Genomic DNA, 26517 nt, shown 5'->3' with positions numbered 1-26517 from the left:
GGTCCCGGTTGCGCAGGTTCGGGGCAGGATGTCATGGCCCGGGTGAAATACCGGTCATCGGCCATCCGCTGCCTGCATGTACTGGGTTTCATGGCCGGTGAAGCGCTCACCGTCAAAACCGAAGCAGAAGCGCCCTTCCTCGAACACGCGGTAGACCAGCAACGCGCCATCGAGGCAGAACTGCGGCTGGTCCACGCCCGTCTCCAGTGTCCCGTAGCCGGTAGCATCACCGCCCTTTCCCGCCGGCCCGGTGAAGGCATCGAACGGCAGTGGCGTCGCCCTGCCCGTGCGGGTATCGACCAGCACCAGCGTGCGCTGGAAATACTCCGGACGATCATCGACCTGTACCAGCAGGTAGTGCCGGTTGAAATTGGGTTTCTGATGCTGGAGGGCATCTTCGATGGCTGCGCGGTGCCGCGCATCGCAGAAGTCGACCGGGCTGTAGCGGTAACTGCAACCGTCGTGGTCGTAGGGGAGGTTCATGCCGGAATAGCTGATGCTTCCCTCGCTGTCCACGTCGTGGCCCAGTTCCGGGGTGCTGCACAGCAGCCACGAACCCTGCGCATCTTCGGGATCGGCCATCAGCTTCGGCTCGCGGCCCGCCTCGTAAGCCGCACCACCCGGGAAGTCCTGGCCGAAACGCTGGCGGACGATGGGACGTGCCTTCTCCAGCGGCAGGCCGATCCTGGCCCCACGGAACGAAACGAATGTCATCGTCGGCAGGATCACCTCTTCCACCGGCAGCCCCTTCCACTGCCCCTGCACGCAGAACGTGGCGATCTCGTTCTCCACGTCTTCCTTGCAGGGCTTGGGCGCGTTCGCCGCCAACCAGGGATGGGCCGGGCGCCCGGTCTGCTGATCGATGTACCAGCCGTCCAGCGCGCAGGTCGGCAAGGCGTCGAGCAGCGGAGAGAGATCTGTTGCGGTGGCCGGGGCGGCAGGCGGTGTGCCCGCTGCGGGTGCGTCGGTCGGTGCGTCCGGTGTGCGCTGGCAGGCCGCCAGCGCGAGCAGACCGACCAGCAGCGCGACGTGGCGCGGGCGCTGGATTGAATGCTGCGTTCCCTGCATTGCGTGCTTCCTGGTTTCGACACTCCCTGCAGATGATCGCCGATCCCAAGGCCGTGCAGGAACGTCACAGATCCCACATCGGGGTCAGAGCCCTCCGCTCCCTCAAAGGGATCCGACCCCGCCCGTTACCCCGGCAGCTGCAGCTCAGCCCTCAGCCCGCCACCCTCGCGGTTGCGCAACCGCAGCGAGCCGCCCAGCGACTGCGCCAGCTGCACCGCGATGGCCAGGCCCAGGCCAGTGCCGCCGGTATCGCGATTGCGCGAGCTTTCCAGCCGGTGGAACGGTGCCAGCACTGCCTGCAACTGGTCTTCGGGAATGCCGGGGCCACGGTCGGAAATTCCGATCCACACCCTTCCGGCCTCATCGCGGCCCGCCTCGATCTCGGCGGCACCGGCGTAACGCAACGCGTTGTCGACCAGATTGCCGACCACCCGGCGCAGCGGCTGCGGCCAGGTCTGCACGACCAGTCCAGCGGGTGCTCCGCCACTGACCGGCTTGCCCATGTCCTCGTAATCGCCGACCACACTGGCCAGGAACGCGCCCAGGTCCATCGACACCGGCGCGCCACTGGCGACGTGGCTACTGCGCGCATAGGCCACACCCTCGCGCACCAGTTGCCCAAGGTGGTCGAGGTCGGCCAGCAGCCGCTGCTGGGTGCTGTCTTCAGGCAGGGTCTCCACCCTGAGCTTCATGCGCGTGATGGGGGTCTGCAGGTCATGCGAGATCGCGGCCAGGATCTGCAGGCGTTCACTGACATGGCCACGAATGCGTGCCTGCAGTGCGTTGAGTGCGGCTGCTGCGCCGCCTACTTCCGCCGGGCCATCTTCAGGCAGTGCAGGCCCGTCCTTGCCCGGCTGCAGATGCTCCACCGCATGCGACAACTGCTGCAGCGGGCGCATGGCCAGGCGCACCGCCAGCCACGCGCACACCAGCAGCAGCGCCAGCTGCACCAGCAGCACGGCGGGCAGCCAGCGCGCCAGCGGCAGGCCCGACGGGGTGACTTCAATGGTCAAGGGAGTGCCGTCGTGCAGGCGCAGTTCCACCTCGAACCGCTCCGGCAGGCGAGCCACCTGGCGCGCCTGCAACGGATAGCGGTGCTGCAGGCTGTCATCGATGATCGCCGTGACCTGGCGTGCACGATCGGTCTGCAGCCCCGGTCCGGCCGCGGCCGGGCGCAGCAGGTAACGGTAGGTGCGCCGCTCCAGCCGCGGCACCCAGGCATCGCGCTGGTCCGCGGGCAGGTGCTCCAGCAGCGCGACACTCACGGCCACGTCTTCGTCCAGGTTGCGCAGCATCATGCTGCGGGTGGACTGGTAGCGTTCGAAGAACAGCAGGCCGAAAGACAGTGCGTGGGCCAGCGCCAGTCCGCCCAGCAGCACCAGCAGCAGCCGCGCCGACAGCGTGCGCGGCCAGCGTGGGCGGCGTGCGGTGGCGTTCATTCGTCCGGCCCCAGCAACTGCACCGGCACGCTGAACACATAGCCTTCGCTGCGCACGGTCTTGATGTAGGTCGGCTCGCGTGCGTCGTCACCCAAGCGCTGCCGCACGCGGCTGACCAGCAGGTCGATCGAGCGGTCAAACAGTTCGGCATCGCGGCCCTGCGTGAGGCTGAGCAGCTGGTCGCGGCTGAGCACCCGATTGGCGTGATCGAGGAATACGCGCAACAGGCGGAATTCGGCGCCACTGAGTGGATACGCGGTGTCCTGTGCATCCAGCAGATGGCGTGCGGTGGTGTCCAGGCGCCACTCGCCGAAGGCCAGCTGGCGACCGGCTTCGCTCACCTGCAGGTTCGGCGGCAACATCCGGGTGCGGCGGATCACCGCATTGATGCGTGCCAGCAGTTCGCGCGAAGAGAAGGGCTTGGTCACGTAGTCATCAGCGCCCATTTCCAGGCCGATGATGCGGTCGGTTTCGTCGTCGCGGGCGGTCAGCAGCACCACCGGCACCGCACGATGCTTGCCGGCGCGCAGGTTGCGGCACAGGCTCAGTCCGTCCTCGCCCGGCATCATCACGTCCAGCACGACCAGATCCACGGCATGGGTCTCCATCAGCGCGCGCATGGCCCGGCCACCGTCGGCCTGGCTCACGCGCAGGCCGTTGCGTTGCAGGTAATCGGCCAGCATCTGGCGGATCTCGCTGTCATCGTCGACGACCAGGATGTGCGGTACGTGGTTCATTGCGTTCTCGATGAGGACGAAGGTCAAGGCCGCGCGGTGCGGCCATGGTAGCGCGGCTCAGGGGTTGCCCAGCAGGCGCTGGATCTCGCTTTCGGTACGTGCGTAGTCGCCCTCGCCGTAATGGCGGTAGACCACCCGCCCCTGCCGGTCGAGCAGGTACAGTGCGGGCCAGAAGCGGTTGCCCCAGGCGTTCCAGATCCGGTACTGGTTGTCCTGCACCACCGGCCAGGTGATGTCCAACCGTGCGATGGCCTTGCGCACGTTGCCAGGCAGCCCTTCATAGGCGAACTCCGGCGTATGCACGCCGATCACCCTCAGGCCCTGCGACGCGTAGCGCGCATGCCACTGGTGGACATACGGCGCCACGTTGAGGCAGTTGCTGCAGGTGTAGGTCCAGAACTCGACCAGCACCACCGTCCCCCGCAACTGCTCCAGTGTGAGTGGCGGGCTGTTGTGCCAGGGCCCGCCACCGTCGAACCCGGCGGCGGGAACGGCCTGTGCCGGCTGCGCATCGGCCTCCGGGCTGGGCCAGGCCATCAACAGCGCAGCCCCACCCAGCACGCCCATCAGCAACGGCAGCACGTACGCACGCAGGCCGGCCATCGCTCAGCCCCCCTGCTCGGCCAGTGGCAGTTCCGCCGGCTTCACCCCCGCCGCTTCCAGGATACTGTCGGCCACCTGCGCCGGATGCGAAAGCAGCGAGACATGGCTGCTGCCGATCGATTGCAGCTGCGCGCCAATGCGCTTTGCGGTGGCGGCCTGCAGCTGCGGCGACAGCATGCGATCGTCACGGCTGAGCACGTACCAGCTCGGCTTGCTGCGCCACGCCGCAACGTTCACTACTTCGCCCAGCGCGCTGGCCTTCAACGGGACCTGCGTGCTGTACAGCAGTGCGGCCGACTTCTTCATCACGTCCGGCGCGAAGTCCTGGGCGACAGCGTCAGCCGGCAACGTCAGGTAGCCGTCCCTTTCCTGCAGGCGGGCCAGGCCCGGACCGACCGGGAAGCCTTCGCCCTGTTGCGCCGATGATTGCCCTGCATCCGGCGCGAACGCCGCCACGTACACCAGCGCCTGCACCTTCGGGTCATTGCCCGCTTCGGTGATGACCGTGCCACCCCAGCTGTGGCCGACCAGCACCACCTTGCCAGGCGCAGCGGCAATCGCACGACGGGTGGCGGCGACGTCGTCGGCCAACGAGGTGAGCGGATTCTGGACGGCCACCGCCGGCAGCTTCCAGTCATGCAGGGTGCTGATGACCTTGCTCCAGCTGGAGCCATCAGCGAACGCGCCGTGCACCAGGATGACGGTGGGCGGTGCAGCGGTATCGGCCCGGGCAGCGAAGGCAGGGGCGGCGGCGGCAAGGGCGAGAGCGGCGGCCAGCAAGCAGGTACGGATCATGGGGGCACTCCGGAGTTGGGAGTGGCCATTTCCGCCTGCCGGTGTATCGGCGCTGTTTCTCCGCAGCGCGGAGTTGTACCGGACTGTAGGGCGCAGGCGGGTTTCTACAGTGGGATACATTCGCGCGCCGGTCCTGGCCGGGCGCTTTCGGGTGGATATCGCTGCCCGCACGCGGGCGCGCAACGCCCCGATGCGCATCCGCGCATCGTCTTTGTATCTGACTGTACGAAACCCCGGCCGCGGCCACAGTCGCTGACAAAACCCCGGGCAACGGCACACGTTGCCGATACCTGCGCCGCCTGGAATGGCTTCCATCGACCACTGGCCCGCAGGACACCACCATGATCAGCACCGCTTCTTCCGTGTATACGCCCCGCCTGGACGCCGTCGGCCGCTGGCTCTCGCCATTGGCGCTGCGCACCCTGCTGGCCTGGGAGTTCTTTGAATCCGGCCGCGAGAAGCTGGGCGGCCAGAACTGGTTCGCCGACCTGGAAGGCCGCTTCCCGTTCCCGTTCTCCACACTGCCCGCGTCGCTGAACTGGCAGCTGGCCACGTGGCTGGAACTGGTGGGTGCGGTGATGCTGCTGCTCGGTCTGGCCACGCGCTCGGTGGCCTACGTCTTCTGGGTACTCACCATCGTTGCCATCGCCGCCGTGCACTGGCCCGACCAATGGAACGGCCTGGGTGAACTCTGGCAGGGCTATGCGATCACCGACCAGGGCTACGGCAACTTCAAGCTGCCGTTGCTGTTCCTGGCCATGCTGCTGCCACTGATCCTCAACGGCGGTGGCGCACTCAGCGTGGACCGGCTGCTGGCCGGCCCCGGCCGTGCCACGGCAGGAAATGACGGCCTGGGTTGGGGCGTCAGCCTGATCGCCCTGCTGCTGCCGGTTGCCGCGCTGTTGCCCGGCATCGGCTTCGGCGGTGCCCTGCTCGGCGGTGTGCTGCTGCTGGGCCATCTGCTGCGCCGTCGCCGCGCCGCCTGAGCCGACTCCCCTGTTCCCGCGCGTTTCGCTTTCCGTCGCCTCTTCGGCGGCGTCCATCCCGCACGCCCCGCGTGCTTTCCCAAGGAGTCACCACCATGTCCATCTCGACCAAGAACACCTCTTCCTCCCGCCAGCCGCGCATCGGTGCCATCGGCATCGCCCTGGCCGGTGGCCTGCTGCTGGCCGGCCAGGCCGCGGCGATCCAGCCGCTGGCTATCAGCGCGGTGGCCATGAGCGCCGCCGCCGAAGGCAAGTGCGGTGAAGGCAAGTGCGGGGCCAACAAGGCCACCACCGGCAAGCCCGCCGGCAAGGCCAAGGTGGCCGAGGGCCAGTGTGGCGAAGGCAAGTGCGGCGACGCCTCGTTTGCCCGCACTGATCGCGACCACGACGGCAAGGTCTCGCGTGCCGAGTTCAATGCTGTGGCCGCCAAGCGTGCCGCCGAGTTCGATCGCATCGACACCGACCACGACGGTTACATCAGCGAGCAGGAAGCACACGACTACCTGCGCAGCGTCTACACCGCCAACGGCAAGCCGATGCCGAAGGGCCTGTTCTCCCGCGTTGCCGATTGATCGACGTTCACCCGGCGCCGCCTTCAAGGCGGCGCTCTCTCTGGAGCATCCGCCATGTCCCTGCCCCTGCCCACCCATGCCGCCGGTCTTGGCCTGCGCCGTGGCCTGATCGACGAACTGCTGGCCATGCCGGCCGGTGCCATCGACTTCCTCGAAGTCTCCCCCGACAACTGGATCGGCGTCGGCGGTGCACACGGCGACGCGCTGCGCCAACTCAGCGAGCGCCACCCCTTGACCTGCCACGGCCTGTCGCTGTCGCTGGGCGGTCCTGATCCGCTGGACCGCACCCTGCTGGCACAGACCCGTGCCTTCCTCGACCTGCACCAGGTGCAGCTGTACAGCGAACACCTGAGCTACTGCGCCGCCGGTGGCCATGTCTACGACCTGCTGCCACTGCCGTTCACCGCCGAGGCCGTTCACCATGTCGCCGGCCGTATCGCCCAGGTGCAGGACATGCTGGGCCGACGCATCGCCGTGGAGAACATTTCCTACTACACCGTTGCCGGCGCGGACATGAGCGAGATCGACTTCATCAACGCCGTGCTCGCCGAAGCCGACTGCGACCTGCTGCTGGACGTCAACAACGTCTTCGTCAATGCCTGCAACAACGGTTACGACGCCTTCGAATTCCTGGCCCGCATGCCGTCCCACCGTGTCGCCTCGCTGCACGTAGCGGGCCACTTCGATGAAGACGACGGCTTCAAGATCGATACCCATGGTGCGCCGGTGAAAGGCGTGGTCTGGGCCCTGTTGCGCGAGGCCTACATGCGGGTGGGCGTGCGTCCCACGCTGCTCGAACGCGACTTCAACTTCCCGCCGCTGGCCGGGTTGCTGGCCGAGATCGCGCAGATCCGCCAGGCGCAGGCTGAGGCACGTTGGCCGGAGGTGGCCCATGGCTGAGCCGCTGGCTACCCTGCAACGGCGCTGGGCCGATCATGTGCGGGACCCTGCAAAGACCGCACCCGATGGCGTGGAGGCGCGCAGGCTGGCGGTATACCGCCGCCTGTGCATCGACAGCCTGGACACCCTGCTGGCCGGCAGCCTGCCGCGCCTGCAACAGCAGTTGGGCACGTCGCGCTGGCGCGACACCGTGGCGCACTACTACGCCCACCACGCCTGCCAGACCCCGTTGTTCCCACGGATCGCCGGCGAGTTCGCGGCCTGGCTGGCAGTACAGGACACGCTGGCACTGCCGGGCTGGGCGGCGGAACTGGCGCACTACGAGAGCACGCAGCAGTCGCTGCACATTGAACCGCGTGGCGCTGGGTGTTTGCTGCAGCGCGTACCCGAGGACAGTGATGTGCTGGCGGTTTCGCCGCTGGTGCGGGTGCTTGGGTACCGGTGGCCAGTGCATGAGGACGAGGGGCTGAAACCGGTGTTGGGCGCAGCTCCCACGCTGCTGGTGATCCAGCGCCGCGCCGATTTCAGCCTGAAGGTCGAGCAACCGTCACCGCTGGCCTACGCGCTGCTTTCGGTCTTCGGTGACGACGGCGCGCGTGTGGATGAGGCACTGCAGGCGCTGTCCGAAACACATGACGTGGCAACGGACACATTGCGTGCTGCCTGCGTGCCCGTTCTGGGCGAGCTGTGCACGGCGGGGGTGCTGGTTGCATTGCCTGCTTTCTGAGGTGCCGGCCGGCGGCCGGCACTACCCGTTCATTGACCGGCAAGCGGCCGGCACTACCCGCCCCCTACTTCGAGGTCTCATCATGGCTGCTTCCAACATTTCCTTCCTGCACGGCTGGCGCCTGTTCGTAGCCATCGCCGTGGTCCTGATCGCGTTCGCACTGACCGCCTTCGCCCTGTATCCCGATGCAGCCGAAGGCAGCCGCGCGGCGATCCGGCTCACCGCCCGCACATCGTTCCTGCTGTTCTTGGGGGCATTCACGGCATCCTCCTTCGCCACCCTGCTGCCCGGCCCGTTCACCCGGTTCCTGCTGCGCGAACGGCGCATCATCGGTCTGTCCTTCGCGTTCTCGCACCTGCTGCACGCAGTCGCCATCACCAGTTTCGGCATCCTCAACCCGGCGTTCTGGCCAGCACGCTCCGCGCTGGCCAACCTCCCGGGCACGGTGGGCTACATCGCCATCCTGGCGCTGGCCATCACCTCGCACCGGGGGCTCGCCCGGCGCATGGGACCCACCGCCTGGCGTCGCCTGCACGTCACCGGCATGTGGATCATCGCGGCGGTGTTCACCTACTCGTACTTCAAGCGCGTGCCCGGCAACTTCTGGTATGCGGTGCCGTCGGCGCTGCTGTTCACCGCCTTCGTGGTGCGCTGGATCGCCAAGCGGGCGCAGGCCCTGCGTCGAAGTGCGCATGCGCGGCCGCCGCTGCGGGCGGCCTGACGGGCCGGGGTCAGATCCCTTTGCCAAAGGCAAAGGGATCTGACCCCACATCAGGTCACGGCGCGCGGCGCAGCGTGATCAGGGTGATCTCCGAAGGCACGCCGATGCGCGCCGGGAAACCGGCCCAGAGGCCCGCGCCGTTGCCCACGTACAGCGTCATCCCCTCCACGTCGTAGCGGCCGGACACGAAACCGCCATTGGCCCGCTTCACCAGCTGGTCCATGCCAATGATCTGCCCGCCATGGGTATGCCCGGACAATTGCAGCTTCACCCCGCGCGCCGCCGCTTCGCGCGCGTTGCGCGGGCGGTGGTCAAGCAGGATCACCGGTGCAGAGGGATCGGCACCGGCCAGTGCAGCGTCCAGATCCGGCAGCGGCAGGCCGTAGCGTGCGGCCACCGGATCGGTGACACCGGCGATGGTCAGCGCCGCATCGCCGCGCCGCACCTGCAGGTGGCTGTTCTCAAGCACCTGCATGCGCAGCGCGCGGAACGCCTGCATCCATTGCTGATACTGCGCGTAGTACTCATGGTTGCCGGTGATGGCAATGACGCCGTCCGGCGCCTGCAGATCGGCCAACGGGCGCGCGTCGTCACGGCGGGCCTCGACGCTGCCGTCGATCAGGTCGCCAGTGATCACGATCAGGTCCGGCTTCAGCGCGTTGCTCTCGTCCACCACGCTGCGCACCCAGTCGCCGGTCAGCAGGCGGCTGGCGTGGATGTCGGTCAGCTGCAGCACGCGATAGCCGTCGAACGCAGCAGGCAGATCCTTGATCGCCACGTCGATCTGCCTGGGCTGGGGCACGGCCATGCCCTGGCTGATGCCATAGCCACTCACAAGCAGCGCCAGCAGGCCCGCCAACGGCCGCAGCTTCGAGGCGCGCAGGGCCGATACGATGCGCGGCCATCGCAGCAGGCGCGAAAGCAGCAGGCCCACATCCAGCACCAGCATCAGCAACGCCAGCAGCAGCACCGCCGTGGAGCCGGTGGCCAGGACGGCGATGGCCATCCTCGGGATTTCCGGCGATGCCATCGTGCCCCAGAAGGTGGCCACGATGCGCAGCTGCACGGCCATGGCCACCACCAGCAGCGACAGCACGACCTTCAACCCGATGGGCATGCGCAGCGGCCAGAACAGGCGCCAGGCCACATACAGGCCCATCAACAAACCGATCGTACTCAGCACTGCAACCATCCATGACAGAAAGCGGGCCCGCCATGGTGACGGCTGCGGGTCGTGTTGTGTAGAGCCGCGCCCATGCTCGGCTTCTCGACACGCAGCCGGGCATGGGCCCGGCTCTACAACAACAGGCGGTCAGGCCATTCCGTCGAGGCGCTCCACCCGCAGGCGGGCGATACGGCGCTTCTCCATTGCCAGCACGGTGATGCGCACGCCGGCCACCTCCACTGCGTCGCCGACGTCCGGCAGGCGGCCCAGCTGCTCCAGCACCAGACCCGAGATGGTCATGTAGTCGGCACTGCGGGGCAGCGACACGCCCGCCAAACGCTGCAGGTCGTCCAGGGTCAGCGCACCATCGGCCTCCCATTGATCCTCGCCCTGCGCCACCACGCCATAGCGCTCGTCCTGGGTATCGACCAGGTCACCGGCAATCGCCGCCAGCAGGTCGTTGGCGGTCACCAGGCCCTCCACGCTGCCGTACTCGTCCACCGCCACCGCCAGCGGCACCGGATGCTGGCGGATCAGTTCCAGCGCCTGCAGCGCACTGGCAGTGGACAGAACGTACTGCGGTTCGCGCAGGTTGCCCTCCAGCTGCAGTGGCTTGCCCTGCAGCAGGTCGGCCAGCACGTCCCGGCTCTGCACCACGCCACGCAGGCTGTCCAGGTCACCGTCGCCGACCAGCAGGCGCGTATGCGGCGAGGCCACCAGGCGCGCCACCACATCCTCCTGACCACGCGCCAGGTCGATCCATTGCACGTCGGCACGCACAGTCATCACGCTGGACACCGGACGATCGGCCAGGCCCAGCACGCTGCGGATCATTTCGTGCTCCGCCGGCTGCAGGCGCTCGTCGGCGTCCACCTGCTCGTCCACGCCTTCGTCCTCGTGGCCGTTCGCTGGACGCGCGCCCAGCATCCTCAGCACGGCATCGGCGGTGCGCTGGCGGAACGGCTGGCGGCGCTCGTTGCGCTCACGGTTGAAACGCACCCACTGGTTGAACGCCTCGACCAGGATCGAGAAAGCGATCGCTGCGTACAGGTAGCCCTTCGGGATCTTGTAGCCCAGGCCTTCAGCCACCAGGCTGAAGCCGATCATCAGCAGGAAGCCCAGGCACAGCACCACCACGGTGGGATGCTTGTTGACGAAGCGGGTCAGCGGCTTGCTGGCCAGCAGCATCAGCGCCATGGCGATGGTCACGGCCGCATACATCACGCCCAGGTTGTCGACCATGCCGACGGCGGTGATCACCGAGTCCAGCGAGAACACCGCGTCGAGCACCACGATCTGTGCCACCACCATCGCGAAGCTGGCATAGACCTTCTTGCCATCCTCGTGATGCGCGCGGCCTTCCAGCCGTTCGTGCAGTTCCATGGTGCCCTTGAATAGCAGGAACAGGCCACCGCCCAGCAGGATCAGGTCGCGCCCGGAGAAGCTGTGGTCGAACAAGGTCACCAGCGGCTCGGTCAACTTCATGATCCAGGCCAGCGCCGCCAGCAGCACCAGCCGCATCAGCAGTGCCAGCGCCAGGCCGATCACCCGCGCGCGGTCGCGCTGGTGCGGCGGCAGCTTGTCGGCAAGGATCGCAATGAACACCAGGTTGTCGATGCCGAGAACGATCTCCAGCACGACCAGGGTTGCAAGGCCCATCCATATCGAGGGGTCAGCCAACCATTCCATTTCAGGTCCGTTTTGTCAGTGGGTAAGGGAAAAGGGCGTCCACTCAGTCGGCATCCTGCGCCTGCGCCGGGTCATGCCCAAGCAGGTCGCCGGGCGTGCACTGCAGCTCGCGGCAGATCGCATCCAGCGTGGAAAAGCGGATGGCTCGCGCCTTGCCGGTCTTCAGGATCGACAGGTTCGCCAGGGTGATGTCGATGCGCCCGGCCAGCTCGGACAGGGTCATGCCCCGTGCCTGCAGCATGCGGTCCAGGGTGATGACGATCGCCATCAGATGACACCATCAAGGTCATCGCGCATCGCCGCGCCCACGGCGAACACGCGTGCGAGCACGAACAGCATCAGCACCGCCACCAGCCCGGTGATCGACATGCCGCCGCCCACCTCCATCCAGGTGAAATCCGGGCCCATCCAGGCCGCGTAGGCACCGATCAGGATCGACAGCAGTTCCATTGCCAGCATCAGCCAGGCCATGCGCTGCAGGCGCTGTGCATTGGCATGGGTGAACGGCCGCTCGCGCGCCGCCGACTTCAGCAGCCTCAGCAGATGGCGCAGGAACAGCAGGCACAGCACCAGCAGCGCGACGATCGCGCCCAGGCCCAGGCAGAAGTGCAGGAACAGGTCGTTGCCATGCGCGGCGGCGGCCTCGGCGTCATGCACGCTGTCGAGCAGCCAGCGGCGGTCATGGGCGACCAGGGGCACCGCCAGCAGTGCGGCCAGGATGCCCAGCCAGCACATCGCCCGGACGGCCTGTACGGCGGCCTGGGCAAGGGTGAACAAGCCTCGCGCGGGTCTGGCGCGGGCGGGACGAGCGGTCAAGCGGCCTCCGGCATTGGGGTGGCCTCGCCGCCCCAGGGTGGATTTATCGATAAACGATATAACACATCCTGCGTGAAAGGCTGAATCGCGGGCATGGTCCACCGGCTGGGCGCGGGCCCCGGCAGGCGTTACGGGGTGGGAGCCGCGGGTTCGAGCATCGCGTCCCCCGGCGTCACCGAGGCCATCGCCTGTACGCCGGCCTCGGCCGCCTGCCGCGTCACCAGCCGGAAGCGCACCTGCAGCTTGGCCTGCCCCGGCGTGGCCCAGCCGTATTGGATCGCCACCTGGTCGGCCGACAGCGGACCACGGCCCGGCAGCGAGCGCGCCTGCAATGGCTTCGGTGCCGCCTGCACCAGCCGTGCGAAGCCCTTCTGCACCACCGCCGCATCGGCCTTTTCCGCATACACCGAGCAGGTGCCGTCGTCGGCCCAGCTGACCGCATAACGGCCGCTGGCCAGCGGCACCATCCAGGCCACGCCCGACTGCCCCTGCAGCAACGTTGCCGCTTCGGCAGGCTGCAGCGGTGACAGCCCGTTGGATTCCATCAGCGACTGCAACCGCGCCGGCGCGCCGATGTGCTGCATGCAGGCGGTATCGAACAACTCGCTGAAGGGATCCTGCGCCGGGGCCTTGGCCTTGGGAGTACGCGCGGGTTGCGCCACCGCCAGGGTGGGCAGCAGGGCCAAAGCCAGCCAGAACGCAGGACGCATCGGGATTCCACGCTACGGAAAACAGCAGGGAGGATGGCAAAGCCCGGGCGCGCCGCGCAATGGGTCATGGCTTGACAGTCCTAAGCTGCGGGAGCAACATGAATTAACGAATTAGTTAACTAGCTCTCCATGGACCGCATCTTCGAAGCCCTTGCCTCCACCGCCCGCCGGCAGATCCTGGCCTATCTCAGCGCCGGCGAGCTCAGCGCGGGCGAGCTGGCCGAGCGCTTCGACTTCAGCAAGCCGGCGTTGTCCAGCCACCTGCGCATCCTCGAGGAAGCCGGACTGATCGAACGCGAGAAACGCGGCCAGTTCGTGTACTTCAGGCAGGTACCCGACCGTTTGGCCAACACGTTGTTCTCGTGGGCGGCCGAAGTCTGCCCGGTCGGCGGCCCGCTCAAGCGTGAAGCCCGCGCCCGCCGCAAGTCCCCCGCCCGCTGATCCGCCCCGCCAAGGAGCATGACCATGCCTGGTTCGACCCGCGATCGCCGTTCGTTTCCAGCAGTGCAGCTTCCGGCACAGGACGGCGGCAGTCCGACCGAAGTCACCCTGATCGCGCAGCTCGGCATCGGTGCCGGCGACGCGCTGGTGAGTGACGCCGGCCAGCGTCAGCGCCACCACCCGGCGTTCATCGATGCGTTGGATGAACCTTCGGCGCGACTGGGTGGCATGCACCTGCAGCACGGGGATGCCTCCTCGCTGTACAGCTTCACCGTCGGTGCCGGTGGCCACCCGTTTCATCGCCATGCAGGCCCGCGCATGTTCACCGCCATCGCCGGCAGCGCGGGAGCCGAGCTGCGTTTCGCTACCGCCTCCGACGCGCAGCTGGCAGCAGGTCCTGGTGCCTTCGCGCGCACGCTTCGGCGCGTCCGCATCCCACCGGACTGCCTGTTTACCGTGCGCTTCGGCGGCGGCACCTGGCACCAGTTCGCGTCGAACCATCCTGCACATCCGGCGCTGTTTGCGCTGTCCTGCCACAGCGATGAACTGGCAGGCCGAATGAGCGAGCAGACCCGTGCGCAGGTGGAGCGCAATGCCGCCGATATCCCCAGCCTGACCGAGGTGCTTCCGGAATCGCACTGGCCTTCGTGCACCTCGCTTGCGGCGGCACCGCTGTTGCAGCTGTCGCTGCAGGCGGCACCTCCCAGCGTGTGCGCGCTCCTGTGCGCGCGTACCCGTGCCGTGCTCGGCCCGCTGCGCCGCATCCCAATACGGCCGCTGCGCGGGTTCGTCGAACGTGCCACACCGGCCTATCCCATCCATTCGCGGCCCGCGCCCACCGATGGCCTGCTGACCACAGCGCTGCCGCACAGCCACTACCAGGACCTGACCACCCTGTGCCTGGAACCCTCGCAGGTGGTCCACCCTTCCGCGTCGGCGCTGCTGGCCGACGTACTGGAGGGCTTCCTGCGCAATCCACCCAGCGGCGTAGGCCATCTGATGGCGCTGCGAAACCGACTGGTGGCACCGCTGCGGTTGCGCACGTCGCCGCTGGGATGCCCGGTGTCGTCATTGCTGTCGACCGATCGCAGCCGGTTGTTCGCTGGTCGATTCCCGGTGCTGGATTCGCACATCGATACGCAGGACAACGACGCCGAAGTCCTGCTCGGCGCCGACGATCGGCACCTGCGTTTCCGCAGCAGCGTGCGCGTGCAGCGGCATCGCGATGGACACGTCGAGATCAGCCTGGGCTCACGCGTGCAGACCCTCAATGCGTTCGGCGGCATGTACATGGCCCTGATCGACGCCGGGCACCGGCACTATGTCGCACCGGCACTGCTGCGGCGCGCGGTGGAGCACGCCTTGGCACCGGAACTGGCCAACCTTGAGGGTCCGGCAGCACACCCTGCGCACTGCTGACCCTGGAACGCGATGCGCCGGGCGCTGCGCGGTTCCGGTCAGATCACGATTTCGCCCTCGTCCTCGCCATCCCAGTAGTGGATGCGGCTGGCGCGCACATGGATCAGCACCAGTCCCGGTGTATCCACGCCCTGTTCGAACCAGCGCTCCAGGTCCTTCACCCAGTGCTGGCTCATCGTGGCCCGGTCGCGCACCAGCACAGCCCTGCCCTGCACGTGCACGAACAGCGGCGGCTTGCCCAGCAGCGACTTGCTGCCGGAAAAACCCAGCGCAACGGCGGGGTCAGCTTCAATCTCGCGCACCATGTCGGTGTCTTCGGTGGTGAAGAACCAGCTGTCACCGTCATAGTCCACGTCGCCATTGTTGCTCATCGGACGGCCGGCAATCTCTCCACCGGCGTGGGTCTGCAGCAGGCTGAAATCAATGCCGGCCATTTTCCTGGCCAGTTCGGGCAGGGTGAGCTGGGTCATGGCGTCGTCCTTCATGGAATGGAATCCCAGCGTCTGCGCAGCGCGGTGACCTGGGCGTGGACGGGTAGTTGCGGCCTCTTCACAGGAAACGAGATAGAGCGCATGGCGCGTACGTGACGCATTCCTCACCACCACACTGGCGTTAACGGCAGATGGAGGAACGGCCCTGCAAGCCGCGACACGCCCCTAACGGCGTGCTGCCCCAGAATCGCGCAACCCCGTGGCGCGACCGGCATGGCTGCCGGTACAAACGCGGCCTTTCCTCCGCAACCGCATGGCCTCCACATGGACCTGTCCGCCTGGCTCGCGTTCGGCTGCTACCTGTTGGCGTTCTTCATTGTCTCCCTGTTTGCTGCGGCCTATCTGAAACGCTCCGACTTCATGCCCTACCACGGCCAGGCCGTGGACAGGCCGTGGGCACAGATCGACCCCCGCATGCAGGTGCTGCTGATGGCACTCATCCGCGTGGTCGGCGCTGCCTGGATCGCACTGGCCGGTGCCGGCGTGATGCTGGCCTGGTTGATCTTCTTCGGAGGTCACTTCGCACTGCCGCAGCTGCTGGCGTTCCAGCTGTTCTGCCTGGTCGCCACCCTGCCGCCGGTCCTGGTCGCTTCCGGCGTGCGGCGACGCACCGGTGCGCGTACACCGGTGCCCGCCGGCGCCGCGGTGGTGCTGCTGTCGGTCATCGGATTCGTGCTGGCCCTGTTGTCGCTACCGCAGTGAGTTCTTTTTCTCTCCTCTCCCCCGCGAGGCTCCACGATGAATCCCGAATCGATCTTCTACAGCGTGGTCAACGGTGATCTTCCACGCTCCCAGGCCGGCACCCTGCTCGGCTGGCGCTTCGTCGGTTACGACGATGCACTGCGCCGCATCCAGGTCGAGTTCGAGGCCGGGCCGGTGCTCACCAACCCGATGGGCAACGTGCAGGGCGGTTTCCTGTCAGCGATGCTGGACGACTGCATGGGGCCAGCGATCTACGCCACCCTGCCTGCCAACCGCATCGCGGTCACGGTCGAATCCAAGACCAGTTTCGTCAGCCCCGCACGGCCCGGGCGGATCATCGGCTGGGGCGAAGTCGAGCACAGCAAGGGCAGCATCGCCTTCACCCGCGGCTGGCTGACCGACCCGGCCGGCAAGGTGCTGGCCACTGCCAGCGCCACCTTCCGTGTGGGTGCGCTGCGCTGGCGTGGACTCTCGGTGCCGCGTCCCATCGCGCGCCGGATGATTGCGCGCACGCTGCGGCGCGTGCATGCGCAGATCGGCTGATGGGTGCCGTCAACGTGCGTTGCGGCCGCCGCCGGCCACGCGCACGCGGTCGCGGCCCTGCGCCTTGGCCTGGTACATGGCCGCGTCGGCGGCACGCAGCAGGGTGCGCCAGCCCAGCGCGTCGGTGCCGCCCTCGGCCACACCGAAGCTGGCGGTAACCCGCAGCACCTTGCCACCGACCAGGGCGATGTCCAGCCGCTGCAGCGCCACCCGCAGCGACTCGGCCAGCTGGCGGCCACCGGCCAGATCACCGTCGGCCAGCAACACAAGAAACTCCTCGCCGCCATAGCGGGCAATGCTGTCGCTGCGGCGCAGGTGGCGCTGCAGCAGCTGTGCCACCTGCACCAGCACCTCGTCACCGGCGTCATGCCCGTGCCCATCGTTGATCGCCTTGAAGCGGTCCACGTCCAGCAGGATCACCACCGCGCTGTTGCCGCCGTCGGCATGACGCTGCTGCACCAACTCGTCCAGCGCGCGCCGGTTCAACAGCCCGGTCAGCTCATCGGTGCCGGCCAGCTGGCGCAGCTCGCTGGTCAACGCCGAGCGCTCGCGCGACTTCTCGCGCAGCACTTCGATGGCATCGAACAGGCGCTGCATCTCGGCCAGCGGGTGGGTCACATGCTGCTCCGGGCCGGGCGCTTCCGAGGCGATCTGGATGACCTGCTTCTGCGCCTGCAGCAGCGGCCGCAGGATCTGAAGATGCGCGATGCGCAGCGCCACGCCCAGCACCACCAGCGTGCCCAGCACCGTCGCCACCAGCACCACCAGGCGCGTCGCTTCGCGATTGCGGGTGCGTTCGAAACGGGCGATGGACACGCTCAGGTAGCCGTCCCGCAGCGCTTCCAGCGACCGCAGGGTCGGCACGTAGCGGGTGGTGAATTCGGCGGTGGTCCACGGCGGCTGCACGCCGCGCCGGCCATCCTCGATCAACTGTTCGATCATCGGCAGCGATTCGCCGAAGAACTGCCGGCGCGCCATGTCCCAATGCCAGGACAGCGCCGGATCACTGCGGAACACCGCTTCATGGCTGCCTGCCAGCCGCCACAGCTCCAGCAGGCGGCCTTCGGTCTGCAATGCCGCCCGCACCTGTTCGTCACGCCAGGCCCCCGGTACCGCCACCGGCGCCATCACGTTCGAGGCCAGGCGGCCGCCATGCTCGCGCAGGTCGATCAGCACCTGGCCCTGCATCGCCGGAATCGCCGCTTCGCGGTCGGCGCTGACCAGCACGTTGATCTGCGCCGAGGTCAGCACGTGCAGGCGATCAACCACGGCGAACATGCTGCTGATCGCGCGCTCCACGTCCTCCACCTGGCGCGCGCCATGCGGCTGTGCCGCCACCCGGTCCACCGCGGCCCGCGCCGATTGCAGGCGACGTTGCGCATCGGCCAGCAGCCCGTGTTCGTCGACCACGCCCGGGTCAGCGTTGAACACGGTGTCCAGGCGTTGCAGGGCGGTATCGACCCGCTTGCGCGCGACTGCCAGCTCCGCCGCCAGCCGGGTCTGTTCGCCCGCATCGGCCGTGTTGGCCCCGAGCAGGCTGTTGGCGGGGCCGCGCTCGGCCGACACCAGGTTGGCCAGGTCGAAGGTCTGCCGCAGCTGGCGCAGGCTGACTAGGTTGTCCTCGGCGGCAGTGAAGCGCAGCGTGCCCTGCACCAGCGCGATGGCCATCAATGGCAGCGTACAGACTACGAACAGCCCGGCCAGGATCCAGACCCAGGTCCGCAATCCGATGGGCGACGCCTTGCGGGCCATGCACATTTCCCCTGTAGTGCACAACACTGTAGCGGCCGCCTGCACAGGCGCCAAGCCGCTACCGGATCAATCGTTGCCATGGGTATACCGCGCCCGCCGCGAACGCACCGACAAAGGCCGCACGGGTTGTCGAATCGGGGCAAATTACGTCATGCCCCGCCGCGTCAGATCCAGCGCTGGTCGACCAGTTCGCGCTTCACGTAGGCATAGAACACCGGTGCGGCGACCAGGCCCGGCAGGCCGAAGGCCGCCTCCATCACCAGCATGGCCAGCAGCAGCTCCCAGGCACGCGCCTGGATCTCGCCACCGACGATGCGCGCGTTGAGGAAGTACTCCAGCTTGTGGATCACGATCAGGTACAGCAGCGCCGCCACCGCCACATAGAACGAGACCGACAGCGCGACGATGGCGATGATCGTGTTGGAAATGATGTTGCCCACTACCGGCAGCAGGCCGGCCAGGAAGGTGATCAGCACCAGGGTCTTGGACAGCGGCAGGTGCACGCCGAACAACGGCAGCACGCCCAGCAGGAAGATGGCGGTGAACACGGTGTTGAGCAGCGAGATCTTCACCTGCGCGAACACCACCTGGCGGAACGCGGTGGCCAGGCGGCTGGTGCGCCCGACCAGCTCCTGCGCCAGCGGGCCCATCTTCGGCAGCGGCAGTTCGTCATACAGCGCGATCATCGCGCCCAGCACCATGCCGATCAGTACGCGCACGCCGACCTGTACCACCGAGGTACCGGCCACGCCCAGCTGCCGCTGGTGCTCGGCGGCCCAGTCGTTCAGCGCCGCGCGCAACGCCGGCATGTCTTCGGGAATGTAGGGTTGCAGCAGCGCCGGCACCTGGTGCCGCGAAGTGTTGAGGATCTCCATCAGGCGCGCCAGCAATGCGTCCGGGCCGCCGGTCTCGTTGCGGAAGAACGAGGCCACGCCGATGCCGGCCAGTACCAGCCCGCTGATGATGATCGCCGACAGCACGATCACTGCGATCGCCCGTGCCCGCCCCGGCGGCAGCTTGCCCTCCACGGTGGAGGCCAGCACGTGCGTCAGCTGGAACACCAGCAGGCCGGACAGCAGGGTCACCACCAGGCCCAGCTTCAGCGCCAGCCACATGCCCAGCAGCATCATCAGCCACGCCGCGATCCTTGGAATGGGGGGCTTGGGCTGGGCAACGAGAGCGTCTTGCATGGGAGCGCGTCCGGGCGGGGTGGCCCATGGTAGAGGATTGGCGTGCCGATTCCGCGTGCAGGATGAACGGGCATTTCACCCTCGTTCGGCGGCGGCGGTGCCGCACTCACTCGCCGTAGCTGGCCGTGTTCTTGCCCTGCCGCTTGGCGTGGTACAGCGCGCGGTCGGCCAGTGCCAACCAGTCCTCGACACTGCCGCCACGCGGTGTGGCGGCAATGCCGATACTGACGCTGAACTCCACGCCCGGCGTGGCCTGTTGCGCGGCCTCCAGCAGGTGCAGGCGCACCCGCTCGGCCACATGCATCGCATCGACGGGTGCGCAGTCGCGCAGCAGCACCACGAACTCGTCGCCCCCCAGCCGCGCGGGCGTATCACCGGGCCGGGCAAAGGTGCGCAATGTCGCCGCGATATGCCGCAGCACCTCGTCACCGGCGCGGTGGCCATGCGAGTCATTGATGCGCTTGAAGTCATCCACATCGAGCATCAGCAGGCAGGCAAAACCGCCCTGGCCCTGTGCCCGATCCAGCGCCTGCTGCGCACGCAGGATCAGGAAGCCGCGATTGGCCAGCTCGACCAGCGGGTCCATCCGGCTGAGCCGCTGCAGCTGACGGTTCTGCGATTTGACCCGGCGCGCCAGCTGCCAGCTGAGAATGCTGAGGCCGATGCCATACACGAACAGGAATGGGACACTCAGCATGATCGTGCGCTGCGAGGTGACCGGCTGGAAAGGGAAGCCGAGCAGCCACCAGGCGAGAGCGAAACCCAGCAGCAGGGCCAGGGTGGCGCGCATCGCCAGGCGCACGCCACCGGCAGCGATCTTGTCGGCCACCAGCAGTGCGGCGAACAGTGCACTGGGCACCGCGCTCAACGCCATGAAGGCGATCCAGCCACCGCCGAAGAAGGAGTCGGCCACCATGCAGCGGAACTGGACGACCGCCGGCTGGCGCGAGCGCTGGGTCAGCCGCAGTGCCAGTGCCGGCCACGCCAACGCGTTGAGCAGCAGCAGGACCCAGGCCAGCCCGCCGTCCTGGCGTTCAAGCATGATCGAAGCGATGGGGATCGCCCCCAGCCCATTGCCGACGAAACGCATCCAGCCAATGCGACGTGCCGCGCCAATGCCTTCGACCGCGCCTTCCGCCGAATCGGTGAAGAATGGCATTGCCGACCCCCTTGCGCGATCGCACCTGGTGCTACGGCCCTTGCCGGGCTGCCTGCGATGAGTCTGACAGCTTTGCGTCAATTCGGGATCAAGGTTGCGCGATATCGCGCGGGCCGCTGCCGCTGCCCCTCCCCGTGGTCATCCGGGTCGGGGCGCAGCCGTCGAGCCGCGCAGCATGAAGCTGAACTCCAGCGTCTGCTGAAGCGGCACATCGACGTGCTCGATGATGGCGAGCAGCAGGTTGACCGCACGCTCGCCGATCTCCCGCATCGGCTGCCGGATGGTCGTCAGCGGGGGCGTGAGGTAGCGGGAGGACGCCAGATCATCGAAGCCGACCACGGACAGCTCGTCCGGCACGCGGATGCCCAGGTCCCGGCAAGCGGCCAGGGTTCCCAGTGCCATCTGGTCACTGAAGCAGAACACCGCGGTCGGCGCGGCCGTGCCATCCAGCAGCGCCATCGCCGCTGCATGGCCGGACTCCACGGAAAAGTCACCCGGCACGATGCTCAGCTGGCGCAGGCGGCCACGCGCCTTGCCGGCCGCGCGGACCCCTTCGAGCCGTTGCTGGTGCAGGGGGTTGTCAGGCGGCCCGCCGACCACCGCAATCCGTTCGTGTCCCAGCCCGTACAGATGCTCTATCACCGCGCGTGCGGCGGCGGCGTTGTCGATGTGGACGCTGGGGATGCCCAGCGCGGGGTCGAACTCGCAGCCGTTGACCACCGGTGCGGCGGAGCCGCGCTGCTCGACGATCTCGCGCGCGGTCGGTGGCAGGCGATGGCCCAGCACGATCATGCCGTCGGCCTCGTTGCGCCGGAGCATCTGCGCGTAGCGCTCCTCGCGGTCGGGTTGATGCTGGGTATCGCCCAGCAGGACCGCATAGCCCACCGCCTGCGCGGCCTCCTCCGCCCCCTGCAGGATCTGCGCGAAGAACGGATTGGCGATGTCCGGGACGGTGACCAGGATCTTGCCGCTGCGCTGGGTCTTGAGCGTGCGCGCCACCGTGTTGGGCACATAGCCCAGTGCGGCGGCGGCCTGCTCGATGCGCGCGCGGGTGGCCGGCAGCACTTTGTCCGGCCGCGAAAGCGCGCGCGACACCGTACCGGCGGACACGCCGACGTGTTTTGCGATGTCGTAGATGGTGGCCATGGCGTTAGTTCTCCTGCCCGCTGTGCACTGCACAACAGATCCTGCGTAAGCCCCTGCTAGGATAATGCAATCGATTGCATCGAGGGCGAATCACGTTGAAGACGCTCAAGGGTCCAGCGCTGTTCCTGGCGCAGTTCATCGGCGACACAGCTCCTTTTGATCGGCTGGACACGCTGGCCGGATGGGCCGCGGGTCTGGGCTATTCTGGCGTACAAGTCCCCACCTCCGCGCCCCACCTGTTCGACTTGGCGCAGGCGGCGCGCAGCCAGGCGTACTGCGACGACATTGCCGGCATGCTGGCCGGACACGGCCTGCAGATCACCGAACTGTCGACCCACCTGCAGGGGCAGTTGGTTGCCGTCCATCCTGCCTACGACAGCCTGTTCGACGGATTCGCGCCACCGGACAAGCGCGGCAACCCGGCCGCCCGCCAGGCCTGGGCGGTGGAGCAGCTGCGGCTGGCGGCGCAGGCCAGCCAGCGCCTGGGGCTGACCGCGCATGCCACGTTCTCCGGTGCATTGGCCTGGCCCTACTTCTACCCCTGGCCGCAGCGCCCGCCGGGACTGGTGGAAGAAGCCTTCGCCGAACTCGGCCGTCGCTGGCGCCCGATCCTGGATGCGTTCGATGCCTGCGGCGTTGACCTGTGCTTCGAGATCCACCCGGGCGAGGACCTGCACGATGGTGCGACCTTCGAGCGCTTCCTCGATGAGGTCGACCACCATCCCCGCGCGAAGATCCTGTACGACCCCAGCCACCTGCTGCTGCAGCAGATGGATTACCTCGGTTTCATCGACCGCTACCACGCGCGCATCGGCATCTTCCACGTCAAGGACGCGGAACATCGCCCCAGCGCAAGCAGCGGCGTGTACGGCGGCTACCAGGACTGGATCGACCGTCCGGGCCGGTTCCGTTCACCCGGTGACGGCCAGATCGACTTCAAGGCGATCTTCTCGAAGTTCGCGCAGTACGACTTCCCCGGCTGGGCGGTACTGGAATGGGAGTGCTGCCTGAAGCACCCGGAAGACGGCGCGCGCGAGGGTGCCGCCTTCATCCGCGACCACCTCATCCGCGTGACCGAACGCGCCTTCGATGACTTCGCCGACAGTGGCACCGACGCCGCATCACTGCACCGCATGCTGGGAATCTGAGCCAAGACCGCCCCGGGAGGGCAAGCCATGACGCACGCCATGTCGCGCCTGGGCGCGATGATGTTTCTGCAGTTCTTCATCTGGGGGGCGTGGTTCGTCACCCTGGGCACCTACCTGGTGCAGGGCCCGCTGCAGGCCAGCGCGAGCCAGGTGGCGACCGCGTTCCTCAGCCAATCGATCGGTGCCATCGTGGCGCCGTTCCTGGTCGGGCTGATCGCGGATCGCTACTTCGCGGCGCAGCGCATTCTTGCGGTACTGCATCTGGCCGGTGCCGTGCTGATGTGGCTGGCGTCCACGGCAACCAGCTTCAGCATGTTCTCTGCGTGCGTCATGGGCTACATGTTGCTGTTCATGCCGACCCTGGCACTGGCCAACAGCGTGGCCATGCGGCACATGCAATCACCCGAGAAGCAGTTCCCGCTGGTCCGCGTGGCCGGCAGCATCGGCTGGATCGTGGCGGGCGTGCTGATCGGCTGGCTGGGCTGGGAACAGGCGCATCGGCTTGAGCTGACGTTCCGGATGGCGGCGGCGGCGTCGCTGGTGCTCGGGCTGTATGCGTTCACCCTGCCGCACACACCGCCACTGGCGCAGCAGCGCGATGCCGGGCTGGGGCAGATCCTGGGGCTGGATTCGCTGCGGCTGCTGAAGTCGCGCGCCTACCTGGTGTTCTTCCTGGCCTCCATCGCCATCTGCATCCCGCTGTCGTTCTACTACAACTTCACCAATCCCTATCTCAACGACCTCGGCGTGCGCGGCGCGGCGGGCCTGCAGTCGCTGGGCCAGGTTTCCGAAGTGCTGCTGATGCTGGCCATGCCGTTCCTGTTCGTTCGGCTGGGGGTGAAGACCATGCTGGCAGTCGGCATGGCCGCCTGGGTGGTGCGCTACGCCATGTTCGCCTTCGGCGATGCGGGCAGCGGCTTCCCGCTGCTGGTGATCGGCATCGTGCTGCACGGCATCTGCTACGACTTCTTCTTCGTCACCGGCCAGATCTACACCGATGCCCATGCCGGCCCTGCCGCGCGCAGCAGCGCACAGGGGTTCATCACCCTGGCCACCTATGGCGTGGGCATGTTGATCGGCACCTTCCTGTCCGGCGCGGTGGTGGAGCACTTCACCACCGAGGCCGGTCCCGACTGGCAGCAGATCTGGCTGTTCCCGGCCGGTGTTGCGCTGGTGGTGCTGGTCGCCTTCCTGCTGCTGTTCCGCGACCGGCCGGCGGCTGCGGCCGCGCCCTCCACACCCTGAGGATCCCCGTCGATGCCCAAGCTTGGAATCGCCATCGTCGGCGCCGGCATGATCGGTGCCGTGCACCGCCGCGCGGCCTTGCTCGCCGGCGCCGAGGTACGCGGCGTGGCCGCCTCGTCACCGCAGCGCGCGCATGAGGCAGCGCACTCCTGGAATGTCCCGCGCGCCTACCGGGATATCGAGGAGGTGATCGCCGATCCGCAGGTACAGGTGGTGCACGTGTGCACGCCCAACCATCTGCACCGCGCCATGGCACAGGCTGCGCTGGAAGCCGGCAAGCACGTGATCTGCGAGAAGCCGCTGGCGACGACGCTGGACGATGCGCAGGCGCTGGCGGTACTGGCCGCCTCGACCGGATTGGTTGCCACCGTCCCCTTCGTCTACCGCTACCACCCGGTGGTGCGCGAGGCGCGTGCACGCATCGCCCAGGGTGACCTGGGGCCGCTGCACCTGATCCATGGCAGTTACCTGCAGGATTGGCTGCTGGACCCGGCCAGCAACAACTGGCGCGTGGACCCGGCGCTGGGCGGCACCTCGCGCGTGTTCGCCGACATTGGTTCGCACTGGTGCGACTTGGTCGAATGGGTCAGTGGCGAGCGCTTCACCGAAGTGAACGCGGCGTTTGCCACGGTGATCGCCGAACGCAGCGCCGTCACCGGCCAGAGCTTCAGCACACCGGCGGCGAACGGCGCGACGCAGGCGGTCGCGAGCGAGGACGTGGCGACGGCGATGTTCAGGACCGGCGCCGGTACGCTGGCGTCGTTGACGGTGAGCCAGGTTTCGGCCGGACGCCGCAACCGCCTCTGGTTCGAGATCGATGGCGCCAAGGCCAGCATGGCGTTCAACCAGGAGGACGCCGAGCGGCTGTGGATCGGCCTGCCCGACCAGCGCGAGGAGATCTTCGTGCGCGGGCCAGGCGCCGGCAGTGCCGAGCAACGCCGGCTGTCGGCGCTGCCGGCGGGGCACGCGCAGGGCTACGCCCAGTGCTTCGAGGCGTTTGTCGCCGACACCTATCGCGCCATCGACGGCGAGCAACCGGACGGCCTGCCCACCTTCGAGGACGGCATGCGTTCGGCGCGGATCGTTGATCGTGTCATTGCATCGGCCAGGTCACGCGCCTGGACCACCATCGGTTGAATCCCGGGAGGATCTGTTGATGAAAGCCCTTGTCCGTCGAAGTGCAAGCCTCGTCCTGCTGCTCGCGGCGCTGCCCGCCTTCGCAGTCGAAGCCGCCAGCGCGCAGAAGCCGATCGCGGTGCAGATGTACACCCTGCGCGATGCCGGCTCGCTCGAGCAACAGTTGAAGATCGTCCACGATGCCGGTGTGCACGCGGTGGAAACCGTCGGCACGCAGAACGTCAGTGCCGCGGAACTGAAGCAGCTGCTGGACCGGTATTCGATCAAGGCCATTTCATCGCATGTGCCGCTGGCCGAGCTGCGCAGCAACCTGGATGGGGTGGTGACCTTCAACCGGTCGATCGGCAACACCACGCTGGTGGTGCCGTACCTGGACAGGAAGGAACGCCCGAGCGATGCCGCCGGCTGGACTGCCCTGGGACAGGAACTGGGCCGGATCGCGAAACAGGTGCGCGGCAAGGGTATGCGCCTGGCCTATCACAACCACGACTTCGAGCTGGTCGACTTCGATGGCAGGACCGGGCTGGAACTGCTGTTCGCCGCCGCCGGCCCCGACCTGCAGACCGAGCTGGACCTGGCCTGGGTCGCGCGTGCGGGCCTGGACCCGGCGGTGATGCTGGGAAAGTTCCGCGGCCACGTATTCGCGGTACACGCCAAGGACAATGCGCCCAAGGGCCAGGCCGAAGACGAGGGCGGATTCGCTGCGGTCGGCCAGGGCGTACTGGACTGGAACGCGATCCTGCCTGCCGCGGCGGTCGCCGGCGTGCATTGGTACATCATCGAGCACGACCAGCCACGCGAGCCGGCCAAGGTCGTCCAGGCCGGCGCCGACTATCTGCGTGAACACCTGACCACCAATACGCCTGCCCGTGCGCGGCGCTGACGCATCAAGGAGCCCCACATGAAAATGATCCTGGCAATGGCGGTGGCCCTGGGCGGCATGAGTGTTGCGACAGCCGCCTGGTGCAAGGGCGACCCGGCTGCGGGAGCAAAGCTCTACACCGCGAACTGCGTGGCCTGCCACGGCGCCGATCGCGCGGGCATGCCGGGCGCGTTCCCGGCACTCACCGACATCGGCAAGCGCATGGCACCTGCACAGATCAAGGAAAAGATCAGCAAGGGCGGCGGCCTGATGCCGCCCTTCTCCCAGCTGTCACAGCAGGAGATAGACGATATCGCCAGCTACCTGGCGAAGTAAGCGGCCGGCGGCCACGCC

Annotated in this window: 29 protein-coding genes; 14 read left to right on the top strand and 15 right to left on the bottom strand. The window is 67.7% G+C overall.

From position 1 onward, the window contains the following. Nucleotides 1–54 precede the first annotated feature (54 nt). The 5 genes from AC5P98_RS01865 to AC5P98_RS01845 all read right to left on the bottom strand — a co-directional run bounded on the left by AC5P98_RS01865 (nt 55) and on the right by AC5P98_RS01845 (nt 4642). Nucleotides 55–1068, bottom strand: a complete 1014-nt coding sequence (locus tag AC5P98_RS01865; protein ID WP_495229834.1) for a hypothetical protein — start codon at nt 1066–1068, stop codon at nt 55–57. 125 nt (nt 1069–1193) lie between these two features. After that, complete coding sequence (locus AC5P98_RS01860; protein ID WP_111205845.1) at nt 1194–2507, bottom strand: sensor histidine kinase; 1314 nt, start codon at nt 2505–2507, stop codon at nt 1194–1196. Further along, nucleotides 2504–3244: a response regulator gene (locus AC5P98_RS01855; RefSeq protein ID WP_134967333.1), complete on the bottom strand. Its 741-nt coding sequence runs from the start codon at nt 3242–3244 to the stop codon at nt 2504–2506. Before AC5P98_RS01855 ends, AC5P98_RS01860 begins: the two co-directional genes overlap by 4 nt. A 57-nt stretch (nt 3245–3301) precedes the next feature. Continuing rightward, a complete protein-coding gene (locus tag AC5P98_RS01850; protein ID WP_495229833.1) occupies nt 3302–3847 on the bottom strand; it encodes a redoxin family protein in 546 nt (181 codons plus the stop codon). A 3-nt stretch (nt 3848–3850) separates the two neighbouring features. Further along, nucleotides 3851–4642 carry an alpha/beta fold hydrolase gene (locus AC5P98_RS01845; protein WP_014646324.1) on the bottom strand — a complete coding sequence of 264 codons (792 nt, stop codon included), beginning with the start codon at nt 4640–4642 and terminating at the stop codon, nt 3851–3853. Between the two features lie 341 nt (nt 4643–4983). Here AC5P98_RS01845 and AC5P98_RS01840 point away from each other — a divergent pair, with 341 nt between their 5' ends. The 5 genes from AC5P98_RS01840 to AC5P98_RS01820 all read left to right on the top strand — a co-directional run bounded on the left by AC5P98_RS01840 (nt 4984) and on the right by AC5P98_RS01820 (nt 8548). Beyond that, nucleotides 4984–5628: an HvfX family Cu-binding RiPP maturation protein gene (locus tag AC5P98_RS01840; protein ID WP_049469733.1), complete on the top strand. Its 645-nt coding sequence runs from the start codon at nt 4984–4986 to the stop codon at nt 5626–5628. 95 nt (nt 5629–5723) lie between these two features. Further along, nucleotides 5724–6200, top strand: coding sequence for an HvfA family oxazolone/thioamide-modified RiPP metallophore (locus AC5P98_RS01835; protein WP_100449598.1), 477 nt, complete (start codon nt 5724–5726; stop codon nt 6198–6200). Between the two features lie 54 nt (nt 6201–6254). Further along, nucleotides 6255–7100: an HvfB family MNIO-type RiPP peptide maturase gene (locus tag AC5P98_RS01830; protein WP_100449597.1), complete on the top strand. Its 846-nt coding sequence runs from the start codon at nt 6255–6257 to the stop codon at nt 7098–7100. Beyond that, on the top strand, nt 7093–7827 hold the full coding sequence (locus AC5P98_RS01825; RefSeq protein WP_100449596.1) for an HvfC family RiPP maturation protein: 735 nt from the start codon (nt 7093–7095) through the stop codon (nt 7825–7827). The genes AC5P98_RS01830 and AC5P98_RS01825 overlap by 8 nt, the downstream gene beginning before the upstream one ends. Nucleotides 7828–7909: 82 nt before the next feature. Further along, complete coding sequence (locus AC5P98_RS01820; protein WP_100449595.1) at nt 7910–8548, top strand: ferric reductase-like transmembrane domain-containing protein; 639 nt, start codon at nt 7910–7912, stop codon at nt 8546–8548. A gap of 55 nt (nt 8549–8603) precedes the next feature. Here AC5P98_RS01820 and AC5P98_RS01815 read toward each other — a convergent pair whose 3' ends face one another. From AC5P98_RS01815 to AC5P98_RS01795, 5 genes are all read right to left on the bottom strand, one after another. Further along, complete coding sequence (locus tag AC5P98_RS01815; RefSeq protein WP_111144170.1) at nt 8604–9740, bottom strand: metallophosphoesterase; 1137 nt, start codon at nt 9738–9740, stop codon at nt 8604–8606. Between the two features lie 120 nt (nt 9741–9860). Then, nucleotides 9861–11402, bottom strand: coding sequence for a TerC family protein (locus AC5P98_RS01810; protein WP_032960799.1), 1542 nt, complete (start codon nt 11400–11402; stop codon nt 9861–9863). A gap of 43 nt (nt 11403–11445) precedes the next feature. Then, a complete protein-coding gene (locus AC5P98_RS01805) occupies nt 11446–11670 on the bottom strand; it encodes a helix-turn-helix domain-containing protein (protein WP_012479411.1) in 225 nt (74 codons plus the stop codon). Continuing rightward, nucleotides 11670–12137: a DUF2975 domain-containing protein gene (locus AC5P98_RS01800; protein WP_041864087.1), complete on the bottom strand. Its 468-nt coding sequence runs from the start codon at nt 12135–12137 to the stop codon at nt 11670–11672. The genes AC5P98_RS01805 and AC5P98_RS01800 overlap by 1 nt, the downstream gene beginning before the upstream one ends. Nucleotides 12138–12346: 209 nt before the next feature. Further along, on the bottom strand, nt 12347–12928 hold the full coding sequence (locus AC5P98_RS01795) for an NMCC_0638 family (lipo)protein (protein ID WP_046429431.1): 582 nt from the start codon (nt 12926–12928) through the stop codon (nt 12347–12349). Between the two features lie 129 nt (nt 12929–13057). Here AC5P98_RS01795 and AC5P98_RS01790 point away from each other — a divergent pair, with 129 nt between their 5' ends. Continuing rightward, nucleotides 13058–13369: a metalloregulator ArsR/SmtB family transcription factor gene (locus tag AC5P98_RS01790; RefSeq protein WP_004147836.1), complete on the top strand. Its 312-nt coding sequence runs from the start codon at nt 13058–13060 to the stop codon at nt 13367–13369. Nucleotides 13370–13393: 24 nt separating this feature from the next. Next, the gene (locus tag AC5P98_RS01785) at nt 13394–14788 is read left to right on the top strand and encodes a DUF2867 domain-containing protein (protein WP_100449592.1); all 1395 of its coding nucleotides are present in this window, start codon (nt 13394–13396) and stop codon (nt 14786–14788) included. Between the two features lie 38 nt (nt 14789–14826). Here AC5P98_RS01785 and AC5P98_RS01780 read toward each other — a convergent pair whose 3' ends face one another. Beyond that, the gene (locus AC5P98_RS01780; RefSeq protein ID WP_046429427.1) at nt 14827–15258 is read right to left on the bottom strand and encodes a pyridoxamine 5'-phosphate oxidase family protein; all 432 of its coding nucleotides are present in this window, start codon (nt 15256–15258) and stop codon (nt 14827–14829) included. Between the two features lie 285 nt (nt 15259–15543). Between AC5P98_RS01780 and AC5P98_RS01775 the strand changes: the two genes are divergently transcribed. Both AC5P98_RS01775 and AC5P98_RS01770 read left to right on the top strand, forming a co-directional pair. Beyond that, on the top strand, nt 15544–15981 hold the full coding sequence (locus tag AC5P98_RS01775) for a hypothetical protein (protein ID WP_049418964.1): 438 nt from the start codon (nt 15544–15546) through the stop codon (nt 15979–15981). Nucleotides 15982–16017: 36 nt separating this feature from the next. Then, on the top strand, nt 16018–16524 hold the full coding sequence (locus AC5P98_RS01770) for a PaaI family thioesterase (protein WP_046429424.1): 507 nt from the start codon (nt 16018–16020) through the stop codon (nt 16522–16524). A gap of 9 nt (nt 16525–16533) precedes the next feature. Here the strand turns inward: AC5P98_RS01770 and AC5P98_RS01765 are convergent, their stop codons facing one another. From AC5P98_RS01765 to AC5P98_RS01750, 4 genes are all read right to left on the bottom strand, one after another. Then, nucleotides 16534–18276 (bottom strand): GGDEF domain-containing protein, encoded by a 1743-nt coding sequence (locus tag AC5P98_RS01765; RefSeq protein ID WP_495229832.1) that lies wholly within the window; start codon nt 18274–18276, stop codon nt 16534–16536. A gap of 164 nt (nt 18277–18440) precedes the next feature. After that, nucleotides 18441–19466 (bottom strand): AI-2E family transporter, encoded by a 1026-nt coding sequence (locus AC5P98_RS01760; protein WP_032961540.1) that lies wholly within the window; start codon nt 19464–19466, stop codon nt 18441–18443. Nucleotides 19467–19572: 106 nt separating this feature from the next. Further along, the gene (locus AC5P98_RS01755) at nt 19573–20625 is read right to left on the bottom strand and encodes a sensor domain-containing diguanylate cyclase (RefSeq protein WP_069117451.1); all 1053 of its coding nucleotides are present in this window, start codon (nt 20623–20625) and stop codon (nt 19573–19575) included. A 138-nt stretch (nt 20626–20763) separates the two neighbouring features. Continuing rightward, on the bottom strand, nt 20764–21771 hold the full coding sequence (locus tag AC5P98_RS01750; RefSeq protein ID WP_495229831.1) for a LacI family DNA-binding transcriptional regulator: 1008 nt from the start codon (nt 21769–21771) through the stop codon (nt 20764–20766). A 95-nt stretch (nt 21772–21866) separates the two neighbouring features. Here AC5P98_RS01750 and AC5P98_RS01745 point away from each other — a divergent pair, with 95 nt between their 5' ends. The 5 genes from AC5P98_RS01745 to AC5P98_RS01725 are packed head-to-tail and all read left to right on the top strand — an operon-like array spanning nt 21867 to nt 26499. Next, nucleotides 21867–22919, top strand: a complete 1053-nt coding sequence (locus tag AC5P98_RS01745) for a sugar phosphate isomerase/epimerase family protein (protein WP_032961535.1) — start codon at nt 21867–21869, stop codon at nt 22917–22919. Between the two features lie 27 nt (nt 22920–22946). Continuing rightward, nucleotides 22947–24164, top strand: coding sequence for a nucleoside permease (locus AC5P98_RS01740; protein WP_495229830.1), 1218 nt, complete (start codon nt 22947–22949; stop codon nt 24162–24164). A gap of 12 nt (nt 24165–24176) precedes the next feature. Next, on the top strand, nt 24177–25301 hold the full coding sequence (locus tag AC5P98_RS01735) for a Gfo/Idh/MocA family protein (RefSeq protein ID WP_241884108.1): 1125 nt from the start codon (nt 24177–24179) through the stop codon (nt 25299–25301). A 19-nt stretch (nt 25302–25320) separates the two neighbouring features. Beyond that, nucleotides 25321–26184 carry a sugar phosphate isomerase/epimerase family protein gene (locus tag AC5P98_RS01730; protein WP_227863615.1) on the top strand — a complete coding sequence of 288 codons (864 nt, stop codon included), beginning with the start codon at nt 25321–25323 and terminating at the stop codon, nt 26182–26184. 18 nt (nt 26185–26202) lie between these two features. Further along, nucleotides 26203–26499 carry a c-type cytochrome gene (locus AC5P98_RS01725; RefSeq protein WP_032961525.1) on the top strand — a complete coding sequence of 99 codons (297 nt, stop codon included), beginning with the start codon at nt 26203–26205 and terminating at the stop codon, nt 26497–26499. The last annotated feature ends 18 nt before the right edge of the window (nt 26500–26517 follow it).

Source organism: Stenotrophomonas sp. YJH_SMC_135 (assembly GCF_059372355.1).
This window is presented reverse-complemented; position numbering and strand designations above follow the sequence as displayed.